This window comes from Alphaproteobacteria bacterium (assembly GCA_019635875.1).
Classification (GTDB): Bacteria; Pseudomonadota; Alphaproteobacteria; order Reyranellales; family Reyranellaceae; genus JAFAZJ01.
Genome location: JAHBYP010000002.1, coordinates 1 through 13,887, shown reverse-complemented (window position 1 = coordinate 13,887; position 13,887 = coordinate 1). Strand labels below are relative to the sequence as shown.

Here is a 13,887-nt window from a genome sequence, read left to right as displayed (position 1 = left end):
GGAATCGACACGCGTAGAGGTGAAAATAGGAGACGGCGCGATCCGGGGTTACACCGGCAACAGTGTTCCAACTGGAGTCCGCCCTATGGCCCGCAATCACGTCATCACCCCCGACTTCTGGACCTGGGAAGCCGTCATCGACTGCGCGATGCCGACGCGCCTGCTGTTCATCGGCCTCTGGCACTACGCCGATTCCTACGGCGTGCAGCCCCTGCGGCCGCGCGCCATCCGCATGCAGGTGTTTCCCGGCGACGAGATCGCCGACGACACCGTGCGCGCCATGATCGAGGAGCTGGCGGCGCGCGGGCTGGTGCGGATCTACGAGGTCGAGGGCCTGGAGTACTTCGCCATCGTCGACTGGGCGATCCATCAGCGCATCGGCAAGCGTGCGCGGCGGCGCTATCCGCGCGATCCGTCGCTGCCCGAGCCGGTGCCGCCGCCGGAATCGGCACCTGCGCCGGTGCCGATGGACGCCGCCGAGCACGCCCCGCCCGCTTCGCCCGCCGATCTGCCCCCCGATCTGGCCGTCGCCGATCCGCCCCCCGATTCGTCCGTCGTCCCGTCCGTCGTCGAGGCGCCGCGCCTGGCGCCGATCGCCCAGCCCGAGCGCTGGCGGCGGATGATCAAGAACCTCCTGCGCCAGTACTGGCCGGGCCACCCGCTGATCGAGCTGATGGACGACGAGACGGCCGATCGCTGGACGGCGAAATGGATCGCGCAGGGCTGCGACTTCAAGCGCGACATCGTGCCTGTGGTGCGCGATTACTGTGCATTGAAGCCCTTCATCGGTCCGCCCGTGGGCTTCCAGGAGCTCGACGAGCACGTCGCGCAAAGCCGCGCGCTGCACGAGGGGCGGATCGTGCTGTGCAGGGCGGAGGCACCCCTGCCGTAGCGGCGATCACGATCGTTTGAAAATCGCCGTTGCACGATCACACCCCCGCGTGGCGCGAAATGCCCTAGGCTCCCGCTCTCGGAAGCTGACGGTTGTCCGCGTGTTCACGAGGGCAGGCCGGTTCGCATCATCAAGGGAGACGCACGCATGCCAGCCCTTACCGTCAACGGCAAAGTCCATCAGGTGAATGTCGATCCGCGCACGCCGCTCCTGTGGGTGCTGCGCGACACGATCGGGCTCACCGGCACCAAGTACGGCTGCGGCATCGCCCAATGCGGCGCCTGCACCGTGCACATCGACGGCGTGGCGGTCCGCTCCTGCCAGGTGCCGCTGAGCCAGGTCACCGGCAACAAGAAGATCGTCACCATCGAGGGCCTCGCCACCAACAACGTGCTGCACAAGGTGCAGAAGGCATGGCTGGCGCAGGACGTGCCGCAGTGCGGCTACTGCCAGAGCGGCATGATCATGGCCGCGGTGCAGCTCCTGAAGGACAAGCCCAAGCCGACCGACGCCGATATCGACGCGGCGATGACCAACATCTGCCGCTGCGGCACCTATCAGCAGGTGCGCGCGGCGATCCACGAAGCGGCCAAGGCCAAGGCGTGAGGGAGGCCGAGATGACCACGAAGACCACATCCCTCAAGCGCCGTACCGTGATGGCCAGCGCCGCGGCGATCGGCGGCGGCTTCACCTTCGGCTTCAACGTGCCGCAATTCGGCGCCCACGCCACCGTGACGGCACCTGAGATCAACGCCTGGGTGGTGATCCAGCCCGACGAGAAGGTGGTGATCCGCATCGCGCGCTCGGAGATGGGCCAGGGCACCCTGACCGGCCTCGCCCAGCTCGTTGCCGAGGAGCTGGAATGCGACTGGTCCAGGGTGACCACCGAGTATCCGACGCCGACGCAGAACCTGGCGCGCCAGCGCGTGTGGCGCAATTTCTCGACCGGCGGCAGCCGCGGCGTGCGCGAATCGAACCAGTACGTGCGCGAAGGCGGTGCCGCGGCGCGCGACATGCTGATCCGCGCGGCGGCGGCCGAGTGGAAGGTGAAGCCCGAGGAGTGCAGCGTCGAGAAGGGCGTGATCACCCACAAGGCGACCAACCGCAAGCTGACCTACGGCAAGGTCGCGGCCGCGGCGGCCAAGCTCGATCCGCCCAAGGAGATCAAGCTCAAGGATCCCAAGACCTGGAAGATCGCCGGCAAGCCGCTGAAGCGGCTCGACACCCTGGACAAGCTGACCGGCAAGCAGGTCTACGGCATCGATCTGCGCCTGCCCAACATGCTGACGGCGACGATCAAGGACGCGCCGGTGTTCGGCGCCAAGCTGGTGAGCTACGACGCCGACAAGGTCAAGTCGATGCCCGGCGTGAAGGGCGTGGTGAAGGTCGGCGACACGGCGGTGGCGGTGATCGCCGAGACCTACTGGACGGCGCGCAATGCGCTGGCCGCGCTGCCGGCGGTGTGGGAGGACACGCCCAACGCCCAGGTCTCGAGCGAGACCATCGCGGCCATGCTCAAGGAGGGCCTCGATGCGCAGGAGGCCTTCGTCGGCAACAAGGCGGGCGATGCCAAGGCGGCGATATCAGGTGCTGCGAAGAAGGTCGAGGCCGTCTACTCGTATCCCTACCAGCACCACGTCACCATGGAGCCGATGAACGCCACGGCGCTCTACACGCCCGAGAAGTGCGAGGTGTGGTGCCCGACGCAGAACGGCGAGGCGGCGCTCGCCGCTACGGCCGACGCCGCGGGCCTGCCGGCGGCGAAGTGCGAGGTCTACAAGATGCTGCTGGGCGGCGGCTTCGGCCGGCGCGGCCGCACCGACTACGTGCGCCAGGCCGTGCTGATCGCCAAGCAGATGCCCGGCGTGCCGATCAAGCTGGTGTGGTCGCGCGAAGAGGACATGACGCACTGCCAGTACCATCCGGTGACCATGTGCAAGATGGTCGGTGGCCTGGACGACAAGGGCAACCTGGTCGGCCTGCACGTGCGCATCTCCGGCCAGTCGATCCTGAGCTCGGTGCTGCCGCAGAACCTGGTCAGCGGCATGGACCCGGTGCAGTTCCAGGGCTTCGCCGCCTCGGGCGTCGAGGCGGCCTACGGCTACACCGTGCCGAACCTGCTGATCGACCACGCGATGCGCAATCCGCACGTGCCGCCGGGCTTCTGGCGCGGCGTGAACACCAACCAGAACGCGATCTACATGGAATCCTTCATGGACGAGCTGGCGCTCGCCGCCGGCCAGGATCCGCTGGAGTTCCGCCGCAAGCTGCTCAAGCCCAAATGGCTCGCGGTGCTCAACGCCGCCGCCGCCAAGGCGGGCTACGGCAAGCCGCTGCCCAAGGGTCACTTCCACGGCATCGCGCAGATCATGGGCTATGGCAGCTATGTCGCCGGCGTCGCGGAAGTGTCGGTGAGCGACTCGGGCGTGCTGAAGATCCACAAGATCACGGCGGCGACCGATTGCGGCCACGTCGTCAACCCGGCGCAGATCGAGCGCCAGGTCGCGGGCTCCTTCGTCTACGGCCTGTCGGCGGCGCTCTACGGCGAGATCACCATCAAGGACGGCGCCGTCGAGCAGACCAACTTCGACAGCTACAACGTGATGCGCATCGACGAGATGCCGAAGGTCGAGACGGTGCTGGTGCCGTCGGGCGGCTTCTGGGGCGGCGTCGGCGAGCCGACCATCGCCGTCGCCGCGCCGGCGGTGCTCAATGCCATCGCCAAGGCCACCGGCAAGCGCATCCGCAGCCTGCCGCTGATGCATCACGACCTGAAGAAGGCCTAGGTGCGCGGCGGACGCTGGATAGGCCTCGTCCTGATCGGACTGTCGGGCGGTGCGCTTGCCGCCTCGCCCGACGGTCCCTTCGGGGCGATGTCGTGCTCCGGCTGCCACGCGATCTCGACGGGCGTCGACACCGCCGTGCCGCGCCTGTTCGGCCGGCCGGCGGCGGAGATCGCCGCGGCGATGCGCGACTTCCAGAAAGGCGAGCGCACGCCGACGGTGATGGGCCGCATCGCCAAGGGCTACACCGACGCCGAGATCGACGCGCTCGCCGCCTGGTTCGCCCAGCACAAGGACGCGCCGTGATGCGACTCATCACTATCTTCCCCCGGAGGGGGAAGGTGCCCGAAGGGCGGAAGGGGGATGTCGAAGTCGGACTCCGGCGTTCGTCTTCGACATCCCCCATCCGTCGCGCTGACGCGCGCCACCTTCCCCCTCCGGGGGAAGGTAGAAGAAACTTTCTCAAGCTCGGTGCGGCGATGGTGGGCGCGCTCGCCGCGCCTCGCCTCGCCTCGGCGCAGGCGGCAGGCCGCGTCGTCGTCATCGGCGGCGGCTTCGCCGGCGCGACCTGCGCGCGCACCCTGAAGGCGCTCGAGCCGAAGCTCGCCGTGAGCCTCGTCGAGCCCGACCGCGTCTTCACCGCGTGCCCGTTCAGCAACGGCGTGATCGGCGGCCTGCGCGAGATCGCGCAGCAGCAATTCACGCATGACGGCGTCGAGCGCGCCGGCGTCACCATCGCGCGCGGCACGGCGATCGCCGTCGACGGCAGGGAAGTCGTGCTCGAGGGCGGCGCGCGCCTGGCCTTCGACCGGCTGGTGCTGGCGCCGGGCATCGACCTCAACTGGACCGGCCTGCCGGGCTACACCGAGGCGGCTTCCGAGACGATGCCGCATGCCTGGAAGGCCGGCGCGCAGACCGTGCTGCTGCGCCGCCAGCTCGAGGCGATGGAAGACGGCGGCGTCGTGGTGATGGCGGCGCCGGCCAATCCCTTCCGCTGCCCGCCCGGTCCCTACGAGCGCGCCAGCCTGATCGCGCATTACCTGAAGACGAGGAAGCCCAGGTCGAAGCTGCTGCTGCTCGACGCCAAGGACGCCTTCTCCAAGCAGCGGCTGTTCCAGGACGCCTGGGCCAGGCTCTATGCCGGCACGCTCGAGTGGGTGCCGCTGTCGAAGGGCGGCAAGGTGACATCGGTCGATCCGGCGACGATGACGCTGTCGACCGAGTTCGCCCAGCACAAGGCGGCGGTGGCCAACGTGATCCCGCCGCAGCGCGCCGGGCGCATCGCCGCGGCGGCGGGCGTGGCCGATCGCAGCTTCTGGTGCCCGGTCGAGCCGGTGTCGTTCGAGTCGAAGCTGCGACCGGGCATCCACGTAATCGGCGACGCGGCGATCATGGGCGCGATGCCCAAGTCGGCGTTCTCCGCCAACGCCCAGGCAAAGGTCTGCGCCGCCGCCATCGTCGCGCGGCTGGCCGGCCGCGAGCCGGTCGAGCCCAGGCTGATCAACACCTGCTACAGCCTGATCGCGCCGGACTACGGCATCACCGTCGCCGGCGTCTACCGGCCGACCAACGGCCAGCTCGCCGACATCCCGGGCGCCGGCGGCGTCAGCCCGCTCGAGGCGCCGGCCGAGTTCCGCGCGCGCGAGGCGCTCTACGCCGAGGGCTGGTTCCGCACCATCACCGCAGAGACCTTCGGGTGAGCGATGCGCGCGATGCCCGTGCTTCTCGCCCTGCTGCTGGCGGGGCCCGCCTCGGCGCAGGTGGTGGTGGGCGACGCGATCCCGCAATCGCTCACCGGCGAGCCGGGCGACGCGGCGCGGGGACGCGCCATCGTCGCCAGCCGCCAGGTCGGGCTGTGCCTGCTCTGCCACAGCGGCCCATTTCCGCAGGAGCGCTTCCAGGGCAACCTGGCGCCGAGCCTCTCGGGCGCCGGATCGCGCTGGTCGGAGGGGCAGCTGCGGCTGCGCATCGTCGATGCCGGCCGGCTCAATCCCGCCACGATCATGCCGCCCTACTATCGGACCGACGGGCTGGAACGCGTGGCCAGGGCGTTCGTTGGCAAGACGATCCTGTCGGCGGCGCAGGTCGAGGACGTCGTCGCCTACCTGGCGACGCTCAAGGAGTAGGATCGCTGTCATGAGCCCATCGACACGACGCGCCTTCGTGATCGGCTCGGCCATCGCCGCGATGCTGCCGCTCGGTGCGCGCGCCACGCCGGAGTCGATGCAGGCGGCGATCCGCGAGGTGACCAAGGGCGCCAGGGTCGGCACCGGCAGGGTGACGCTGGACGTGCCGCCGCTGGTCGAGAACGGCCACACCGTGCCGCTGTCGGTCACCGTCGACAGCCCGATGACGGCGGCCGAGCATGTCCGGGCGATCCATGTATTCAACGAGAGCAACCCGCAGCCGCACGTGCTGCACGCCACGCTCGGCCCGCGCGCCGGCCGCGGCTCGCTGTCGACGCGCATCAAGCTCAACGCCTCGCAGCGCATCGTCGCCATCGCCGAGCTGAGCGACGGCAGCTTCTGGAGCGGCGATGCCGAGGTCGTCGTCACGCTCGCGGCCTGCGTCGAGGAGATCGTGTGATGGCGAGCATCCTCGTCAACGTGCCGAAGACCGCCAGGCGCGGCGAGGTGATCGAGATCAAGACCCTGATCTCGCATCCCATGGAGACCGGCTTCCGCGCCGGCACCAACGGCCGGCTGATCCCGCGCGACATCATCACCCGCTTCGCCTGCGTGTATGACGGCGAGGAGGTCTTCGCGCTCGAGCTCACGCCGGCGATCGCCGCCAACCCGTACATCGCCTTCACCACGGTCGCGACGCAAAGCGGCACGCTGAAATTCCGCTGGAGCGGCGACAACGGCTTCATCGCCGAGGAGAGCGCGACGCTTATCGTGGAATGAAGCGGCTCCTCGCGATCGCCGCGTCGGGGGCCGCGGCCGTCTTCGTCGTCTCGTGGGCGCTGGCGCAGGGCGCCGACACGCGGCGCTCGGGCTACCAGGAGATGGGCGCCGCGCTGCGCGCCATGCAGGACGACGACACCGCCAATCCCGGCATGCTCTGGGTGATCGAAGGCAGGGCGCTGTGGAGCAAGCCAGAGGGCGCCGCCGGCAAGGCCTGCGCCGACTGCCACGCCGGCGAGAGCGCCATGGAAGGCGTCGCGGCGCGCTATCCGGCCTTCGATGCGGCGAGCGGCAGGCCGATCGACCTCGGCCAGCGCATCGCGCGCTGCCGCGTCGAGCGGCAGCAGGCCGAGCCGGTGGCGGCGGAGAGCCGCGCGCTGCTGGCGCTCTCCGCCTTCGTCGCCCGCCAGTCGCGCGGCCAGCCGATCGCGCCGCCGCAGGACGAGCGGCTGCGGCCCTTCATTGCGGCGGGCGAAACGCTGTGGCGCCAGCGCCAGGGCCAGCTCAACCTCTCCTGCGCGCAGTGCCACGATGACAACGCCGGCGGCCGGCTGGCCGGCGCCACCATCCCGCAGGCGCACCCCACCGGCTATCCGATCTACCGGCTGGAGTGGCAGGCGGTGGGCTCGCTGCAGCGCCGGCTGCGCAATTGCCTCGTCGGCATGCGCGCCGAGCCTTATGCCTACGACTCCGCCGAGTACGTGGCGCTGGAGCTCTATCTGATGAGCCGGGCCAAGGGCATGACCTTCGAGGCGCCGGGGGTGCGGCCGTGACGGTGGGGCATAGCTCCCGCGCGTCCATGCGCTGGCTTTCCGCCGCCGTCCGCGCGACGCTGGGCGGCGCGCGGAGGAAGCACCCATGAAGTACGACGTCATCTCGGCTGACGGCCATGTCGACCTGATCTGGCTGCCGCCCGACCTGTTCACCGCCAACGCCTCGGCGGCCTTCAAGGAGCGCATGCCCTACGTCGCCGACGGGCCGAAGGGGCCGTACTGGACCAGCAAGAACGGCGCGAATTTCGGCCTGGTCAACGGCATGGGCTCGGCCGGCCGCGAGTACGTGCCCGGCGTGATCCACCGCTCCGACCGCATGGCCTCGACCGGGCTGTACGACGACGGCAGGAAGGGCATCCGCCGCCTGACCGACCCGGCGCTGCGCCTGAAGGACCAGGACCGCGACGGCGTGCAGGCCGAGGTGATCTACGGCGTGCTGGGCTCGAGCGGCAGGCTCAACGATCCCGAGGCCGCGCTGGAGATGCTGCGCATCTACAACGACTGGCTGCACGATTTCTGCAAGGCCGCGCCCGAGCGGCTGATCGGCCTGGCCAACATCCCCAACTACAACATGCAGGAGTCGGTGGCCGAGGCGATGCGCTGCGCCAGGAAGGGCGTGCGCGGGCTCGACATCGCCAACCGGCCCGACATGGTGCCGCTGTGGGACGAGCACTGGGAGCCGCTGTGGAAGTTCGGCCACGAGACCGGCATCCCCTTGCACTTCCACACCATCGGCGGCCGTTCGCCCGACGTGACGAAGTTCCCGCCGCATGTGCAGCGCCGCATCTTCGCCGTGCACATCACCGGCTTCCAGATGCACATGTCGACGATGCTGATGGGGCTGATCTTCTCCGGCGCGCCGGCGCGCTATCCCAATTTGAAGATCGTCATCGGCGAGGCCGGGCTGGGCTGGATCCCCTATGTGCTGCAGCACATGGACCTGGAATGGGAGGACCAGTTCAAGGACCTCGACCTGAAGATGAAGCCCAGCGAGTACTGGCACCGGCAGTTCTACGCCACCTACCAGACCGATCCGGTGGGCATCGAGCTCCTGCACCATCTCGGCGAGGACAACGTGATGTGGGGCTCCGACTTCCCGCATCCCGACGGCATCTGGCCCGACAGCCAGGAGTTCCTCGACCGCGAGCTCGGCGGCGTGAGCCCCGGGCAGCGCCGCAAGGTCACGCGCGACAACGCGATGAAGCTCTATCGCCTGGCCAACTGACATCAACCACAGGGGAGAATGAGGATGGCACCGCGCATCGTGGTGGCCGCGCCGGGCGACACGTTGTCGATGGTCGACGACATCGCGCCCTCGGGCTACGAGATCGTCAAGGTGGCGCCGGGCTCGCCGCAATGCACCGAGGCGCTGAAGGGCGCCGACTACCTCGTCGGCTTCGTCGACATGCTGGTCAACGACGCGCTGTACCGGGGCGCGCCCAAGCTCAGGCTGATCCAGCTGCTCAGCGCCGGCTACGACCGCGCCGACCTCAAGGCGGCGCGCGCCGCCAAAATTCCGATCTCCAACAACGGCGGCGCCAATTCGGTGGCGGTGTCGGAGCACGCGATCCTCCTGATGCTCGCGGTCTCGCGCAAGCTGATCCAGCAGCATGCCAACGTCGCCGGCGGGCGCTGGCGCGGCAACTCGGTGCCGCGGGTCAACGAGCTGCGCGGCAAGACCTTGGGCATCATCGGCCTGGGCACCATCGGCAAGAAGACCGCGCGGCTGGCGCAGGCCTTCGGCGTGATCGTGCATTACTACGACATCGCGCGGCTGACCGAGGCCGAGGAGGATGCGCTGGGCGTGCGCTTCCGCCTGCTGCCGGAGATCATCACCAAATCCGACATCGTCTCGCTGCACGTCCCCCTGAACGACTCCACGCATCATCTGCTGGGCGCCGCCGAGATCGCGCGCATGAAGGCAAGCGCGATCATCGTCAACACCTCGCGCGGGCCGGTGATCGACGAGAAGGCGATGCACGCGGCGCTGGCGTCCGGCAGGCTCGCCGGCGCCGGGCTCGACGTCTTCGACGAGGAGCCGCCGCCGGCCGACAACCCGCTGTTCACGCTCGACAACGTCGTGCTCACCGCGCATCTCGCCGGCCCGACCTGGGAAAGCAACGAGGCGCGCCTGCGCAACGGCTTCGACAACGTCCAGCGCGTCGCGCGCGGCGAGAAGCCGCTGTGGGTGATCCCGGAGCTGGGGCTGTAGCATCTCTTCTGTCGTCCCCTGCTACATTTGGGATGACAGGTTGTCGATTTCCACCCCTACGCGCGCCGAACATTGTTCTACCTTCCCCCGGAGGGGGAAGGTGCCCGAAGGGCGGAAGGGGGATGTCGAAGACGAACGCATGAGTCGTTGAGGCATCCCCCATCCGTCGCGCTACGCGCGCCACCTTCCCCCTCCGGGGGAAGGTAAGAATTCGAGATGGCCGACAGATCCGAGCAGTGGTCCAGCCGCGCCGCCTTCGTCTTCGCCACCGTCGGCTCGGCGGTCGGCATCGGCAGCATCTGGAAGTTCCCCTACGAGGTCGGCAGCAACGGCGGCGGCATCTTCGTGCTGCTCTATCTGCTGGGCCTGGTGCTGATCGTCCTGCCGCTGCTGCTGGTCGAGATGGCGCTGGGACGACGCGGCGGCAGCGACGCCACCGAGAGCCTGCGCCGCGCGGCGGCCGAGGCGCGCGTCTCGACGCGCTGGTCGCTGGTCGGCGTGCTGGGCGTGCTCACCGCCTTCCTGATCCTGAGCTTCTACTCGGTGATCGGCGGCTGGATCCTCGCCTATCTCGCCGAGACCGCGACCGCCGGCCTGCCCGGCGCCGATGCCGCCGGGGTGCACGTGCGCTTCGAGGCGCTGCTCGGCTCGGCGCCGCGCATGGCGCTGTTCCACTTCCTCTTCATGGCGATCGCCGCCGCCATCGTCGCGCTGGGCGTGATCGGCGGCATCGAGACCGCCTGCCGCGTGCTGATGCCGGTGCTGATCGCGCTGTTGCTGGCGCTGGCGATCTACTCGGCCGTGGTCGGCGACCTCGGCGCCGCGGCGCGCTTCCTCTTCCAGCCCGACTGGAGCAAGGCGACGGCCAAGGCCGCGCTCGAGGCGCTGGGTCTGGGCTTCTTCTCGATCGGCGTCGGCATGGCGATCATGGTGACCTACGCCTCGCATGCCGGGCGCGACATCGACCTCTCCAGCGTGGCGATCGCCAGCATGATCGCCGACACGGCGATCTCGCTGCTCGCCGGCATCGCCATCTTCCCCATCGTCTTCGCCCACGGGCTCAGCCCCGAGGCCGGGCCCGGCCTGCTCTTCGTCACCCTGCCGCTGGCCTTCGCGTCGATGCCGCTGGGCGCGCTGATGGCCGGCGCCTTCTTCCTCTCGCTGTTCGTCGCCGCGCTGGCCTCGGCGCTGTCGATGCTGGAGATGCCGGTGTCGCTGCTCTGCCGCCGCTTCGACCTGGCGCGGCCGCTGGCGACCCTGCTCGCGGCGCTCGCCGCCTGGGCGCTGGGCCTGCTGACCGTCTTCTCCTTCAGCCTGTGGGCCGGCTGGAAGCCGATCGGCGGCGTGAGCGTCTACGAGCTGATCGACCAGCTCACCTCGAACCTCCTGCTGCCGCTGGGCGGGCTGGGCCTGGCGGTGCTCGGCGGCTGGATCGTGCCGGCCTCGCTGATCGAGACCGAGCTACGCCTGGGCGCGCGCCGCACCGCGCTGCTGCGCTTCGCGCTGCGCTATCCCGTGCCGCTGGGCATCCTCGCCGCGACCCTGGCGCCGCTGGTGTTGTGACGTGACATCTTCCGCGGGGGCATCCGGCCCTTGAATCTACCTTCCCCCGGAGGGGGAAAGGTGGCGCGCGAAGCGCGACGGATGGGGGATGCCTCAACGCGTTCGGAGTCCGTCTTCGACATCCCCCATCCGCCCTGCGGGCACCTTCCCCCTCCGGGGGAAGGTAAAGAGTCAGGCGGCCAGCGGTGCCGTCCAGGCGTTGTAGCCGTAGACCCAGTCGGTGTCGGTCTCGCCCTTGCCCCAGCGGTTCTGGCGCGAGGTCAGCTGCATGCGCGCGGTGCGCGCCTGGCGCGTCGCCTCGTAGCGCTTCAGCGCCGACGCCACACCCGCGCGCTCGACGCCCTCCAAACACCGCGCCAGGATCGCGGCGTCCTCGATCGCCATCGCCGCGCCCTGCGCCATGTAGGGCGTCATCGGGTGGCAGGCGTCGCCCAGCAGCGCGACATTGTCCTCGACCCAGCGCGCCATCGGCTCGCGATCGACCAGCGGCCGCTTGTGCACATCGGGCGCCGCGCCGACGATGCGCCGCACCTCGGGATGGAAATCGGCGAAGGCCTCGCGCACGACCGAGATGTCGCCCTCGGCGCTCCACGACTCGATCTCGAAGCCCGGCTCGGGCTGGCTGGTGACGAAGTAGACCTCGGAGCGGTCGGGCTTCACCGGATAGATCACGATGTGACGGTCCTCGCCCCACCACTTGGTGCAGTTGCCGACATCGAAGCCCGCGAGCAGCCGCGCCGGATAGACCGTGCGATAGGCGATGCGCCCGGTGAAGCGCGGCTCGTCGTCGCCGAACAGGGCGGCGCGCACGATCGAGTTCACCCCGTCGGCGCCGATCGCCGCGTCGGCCTCGACCACCGCACCATTGGCGAAGCGCAGACGCACGCCGTTGGAGGCGGCGGGCTCGATGCCGGTCAGGCGATGCTCCAGCCTGACGATCTCGTCCGGCACCGCGCCGGCCAGCGCCGCGTGCAGGTCGCCGCGATGCGCCAGCAGATAGGGCGCGCCGTACTTCGCCTCGGCCTCGGGCCCGAAGCGGATGTCGAAGAGCTGCTCGCCGCTTTGCCAGTCGCGGTTGTTCCACGAGCGCGGATAGAAGGTGTCGGCGCGCAGCCGCGCCTCCAGCCCCAGCCCGCGCAGCACGTGCATGGCGTTGCAGCCGATCTGGATGCCCGCGCCCAGCCGCGTGAACTGCCGCGCCTGCTCGTAGACCGTGACGTCGATGCCCTTCAGCCGCAGCGCCGCCGCGGCCGCGAGGCCGCCCATGCCGGCGCCGATGATGGCGATGTGGAGAGTCGGAGGTGACACCAAGACTTCCCTTCTCAGGAAACCGATCATTGGTACCAATCAGGAGCATTCAATGATCAGTCATCTGCAAAAACAGCCTAACGCCTCGTGGCTCTCCTCAATTCAAGTATCGCGTATGAACATGTAGACAGAAGCCAGTTTTGTATCATCGAAACACTCTGAGGTAATGCTTGGTGCCCACCTAATGAAGCCGCAAGGCCGTCAAACCTTTGGTTGTGCCAAGTTGCAATCATTGCGAGGTGCAACTTGCTGAGATCTAGGCTAACGAGGTCAGTTGTGATGGGATCGACTACTGACGCCGTTGCTTCGAAAGAACCAGTCATCGGTGATGTCGTACTCTCGCCGAACTCTCCATCGTCCCGCTGTTCGAATGGCGCACCAAGCTGAGTGACGGAGGCGTCCAGTCCCTTTTCCATCTCCCAAGCCGGAGCATCAATGTGCAGTGTGGATGTGCTGCATGCTTGCCGTCGTAGACTCCTGAAGTATCCGGACCTACCCATTCTGCGCGCAACACTTGAAGTTTCCGTTGCCCACGTGCCCCGAAGAAGAATGTAACGCCTGTACTATCAAACTCGGCTTTGCGCCTCTGGCGAACTGGCCGCCACCTCTCGTACCATGAAAGCCACCAACCAGGAGACCGACCTTCATACGCGGCGGCTTCTAAAGGTATTACTCGAGCCGCAGTGCCCAGATTACGCTGAGCTGTTTCGTCCCGGTCATCAATCCAGACAATCGACTGTTCCAAACTGTTGTCGCTATTCTCCAAGGCCAAGCGGGAGGGATCTAACCCCGCTAGCCGAGCAAGAAGTACCTTCACGGTTGCCCAGTGATTGCGTATCTCCTTTATCTCGTGCTGGATAACTTGGACCACGACTGAGGCCTATACACCGTATGCTCGCTCGACGACTTCCTGATGATGACGAGAAGCAACCGACGCCAAGCCGCCTTTGCGAATCTCTCGCCCAATCTCCGAGAGTGCATGGACAATCGGAACTCCCTTCAGAGTGCGTTGCAACAAAGCCTCTCCGTTGGGGAGGGGGACTTGCTCCGAATATCGAGCGCTCAGATTGAATTGTCCGCCTTGAACTCGTGGTGCAAATGCTCCAAGCAATGATTCGAACAGCTCGCTGGTGAAAATGCAGAGATATGCATCAAGAATCCTAGGGCGTGATTCTTGGACGGCGACGCTTGGTCTCCCGCCCAGTAGCCATCCGTAGCCCTGAACGATTACGCCGTCGCCGCGTCGATCAATGGCGAACTGATCCCTTAGTCCGAAGTAGGCGCTGACGATCTTCGTACTTTTTGCGCGCAGCCAACGGCGATCCTCACCAAGAGTCCACCAACGCTCGTTCTTTCCTCGACGACGCCGAAGTTGGTCCTTGTAATCGTTTAGATGCTTGAAGAATGTGGGTAGTGACCTTCTCAACTCCCGTTCGCTACTGATACCTTC

The 13,887-nt window shown here is 68.0% G+C and carries 14 protein-coding genes; 12 read left to right on the top strand and 2 right to left on the bottom strand.

Annotated features, from left to right (window positions below; genetic code table 11):
• The first annotated feature begins 85 nt into the window (after positions 1 to 85).
• The 12 genes from KF889_06090 (at position 86) to KF889_06035 (ending at position 11,129) form a co-directional block, all read left to right on the top strand.
• On the top strand, positions 86 to 892 hold the full coding sequence (locus tag KF889_06090; GenBank protein ID MBX3498996.1) for a hypothetical protein: 807 nt from the start codon (positions 86 to 88) through the stop codon (positions 890 to 892).
• Positions 893 to 1,039: 147 nt separating this feature from the next.
• On the top strand, positions 1,040 to 1,498 hold the full coding sequence (locus KF889_06085; GenBank protein MBX3498995.1) for a (2Fe-2S)-binding protein: 459 nt from the start codon (positions 1,040 to 1,042) through the stop codon (positions 1,496 to 1,498).
• Between the two features lie 11 nt (positions 1,499 to 1,509).
• Positions 1,510 to 3,678, top strand: coding sequence for a xanthine dehydrogenase family protein molybdopterin-binding subunit (locus KF889_06080; GenBank protein MBX3498994.1), 2,169 nt, complete (start codon positions 1,510 to 1,512; stop codon positions 3,676 to 3,678).
• Positions 3,679 to 3,696: 18 nt separating this feature from the next.
• On the top strand, positions 3,697 to 3,981 hold the full coding sequence (locus KF889_06075) for a cytochrome C (GenBank protein MBX3498993.1): 285 nt from the start codon (positions 3,697 to 3,699) through the stop codon (positions 3,979 to 3,981).
• Positions 3,982 to 4,154: 173 nt separating this feature from the next.
• Positions 4,155 to 5,375 (top strand): FAD-dependent oxidoreductase, encoded by a 1,221-nt coding sequence (locus tag KF889_06070; GenBank protein MBX3498992.1) that lies wholly within the window; start codon positions 4,155 to 4,157, stop codon positions 5,373 to 5,375.
• A gap of 12 nt (positions 5,376 to 5,387) precedes the next feature.
• Positions 5,388 to 5,801: a sulfur oxidation c-type cytochrome SoxX gene (soxX, locus tag KF889_06065; GenBank protein MBX3498991.1), complete on the top strand. Its 414-nt coding sequence runs from the start codon at positions 5,388 to 5,390 to the stop codon at positions 5,799 to 5,801.
• A gap of 10 nt (positions 5,802 to 5,811) precedes the next feature.
• The gene (locus KF889_06060) at positions 5,812 to 6,261 is read left to right on the top strand and encodes a SoxY-related AACIE arm protein (GenBank protein ID MBX3498990.1); all 450 of its coding nucleotides are present in this window, start codon (positions 5,812 to 5,814) and stop codon (positions 6,259 to 6,261) included.
• On the top strand, positions 6,261 to 6,581 hold the full coding sequence (soxZ, locus tag KF889_06055; protein ID MBX3498989.1) for a thiosulfate oxidation carrier complex protein SoxZ: 321 nt from the start codon (positions 6,261 to 6,263) through the stop codon (positions 6,579 to 6,581). Before KF889_06060 ends, soxZ begins: the two co-directional genes overlap by 1 nt.
• A complete protein-coding gene (gene soxA / locus KF889_06050) occupies positions 6,578 to 7,354 on the top strand; it encodes a sulfur oxidation c-type cytochrome SoxA (GenBank protein ID MBX3498988.1) in 777 nt (258 codons plus the stop codon). The genes soxZ and soxA overlap by 4 nt, the downstream gene beginning before the upstream one ends.
• A gap of 85 nt (positions 7,355 to 7,439) precedes the next feature.
• On the top strand, positions 7,440 to 8,579 hold the full coding sequence (locus tag KF889_06045) for an amidohydrolase (GenBank protein MBX3498987.1): 1,140 nt from the start codon (positions 7,440 to 7,442) through the stop codon (positions 8,577 to 8,579).
• Between the two features lie 24 nt (positions 8,580 to 8,603).
• A complete protein-coding gene (locus KF889_06040; GenBank protein ID MBX3498986.1) occupies positions 8,604 to 9,566 on the top strand; it encodes a 2-hydroxyacid dehydrogenase in 963 nt (320 codons plus the stop codon).
• Between the two features lie 216 nt (positions 9,567 to 9,782).
• A complete protein-coding gene (locus tag KF889_06035) occupies positions 9,783 to 11,129 on the top strand; it encodes a sodium-dependent transporter (GenBank protein ID MBX3498985.1) in 1,347 nt (448 codons plus the stop codon).
• Between the two features lie 171 nt (positions 11,130 to 11,300).
• Here KF889_06035 and KF889_06030 read toward each other — a convergent pair whose 3' ends face one another.
• Together KF889_06030 and KF889_06025 are read right to left on the bottom strand one after the other, a co-directional pair.
• Positions 11,301 to 12,467, bottom strand: coding sequence for an FAD-dependent monooxygenase (locus tag KF889_06030; protein ID MBX3498984.1), 1,167 nt, complete (start codon positions 12,465 to 12,467; stop codon positions 11,301 to 11,303).
• Between the two features lie 850 nt (positions 12,468 to 13,317).
• Positions 13,318 to 13,887, bottom strand: a 570-nt coding sequence (locus KF889_06025; protein ID MBX3498983.1) for a hypothetical protein, incomplete at its 5' end; no start/stop codon positions are given.

Coding starts and splice junctions, on each gene's coding strand:
- KF889_06090 (MBX3498996.1), top strand. CDS start 86: ATGGCCCGCAATCACGTCATCACCCCCGACTTCTGGACCTGGGAAGCC.
- KF889_06085 (MBX3498995.1), top strand. CDS start 1,040: ATGCCAGCCCTTACCGTCAACGGCAAAGTCCATCAGGTGAATGTCGAT.
- KF889_06080 (MBX3498994.1), top strand. CDS start 1,510: ATGACCACGAAGACCACATCCCTCAAGCGCCGTACCGTGATGGCCAGC.
- KF889_06070 (MBX3498992.1), top strand. CDS start 4,155: ATGGTGGGCGCGCTCGCCGCGCCTCGCCTCGCCTCGGCGCAGGCGGCA.
- soxX (MBX3498991.1), top strand. CDS start 5,388: ATGCCCGTGCTTCTCGCCCTGCTGCTGGCGGGGCCCGCCTCGGCGCAG.
- KF889_06060 (MBX3498990.1), top strand. CDS start 5,812: ATGAGCCCATCGACACGACGCGCCTTCGTGATCGGCTCGGCCATCGCC.
- soxZ (MBX3498989.1), top strand. CDS start 6,261: ATGGCGAGCATCCTCGTCAACGTGCCGAAGACCGCCAGGCGCGGCGAG.
- soxA (MBX3498988.1), top strand. CDS start 6,578: ATGAAGCGGCTCCTCGCGATCGCCGCGTCGGGGGCCGCGGCCGTCTTC.
- KF889_06045 (MBX3498987.1), top strand. CDS start 7,440: ATGAAGTACGACGTCATCTCGGCTGACGGCCATGTCGACCTGATCTGG.
- KF889_06040 (MBX3498986.1), top strand. CDS start 8,604: ATGGCACCGCGCATCGTGGTGGCCGCGCCGGGCGACACGTTGTCGATG.
- KF889_06035 (MBX3498985.1), top strand. CDS start 9,783: ATGGCCGACAGATCCGAGCAGTGGTCCAGCCGCGCCGCCTTCGTCTTC.
- KF889_06030 (MBX3498984.1), bottom strand. CDS start 12,467: ATGATCGGTTTCCTGAGAAGGGAAGTCTTGGTGTCACCTCCGACTCTC.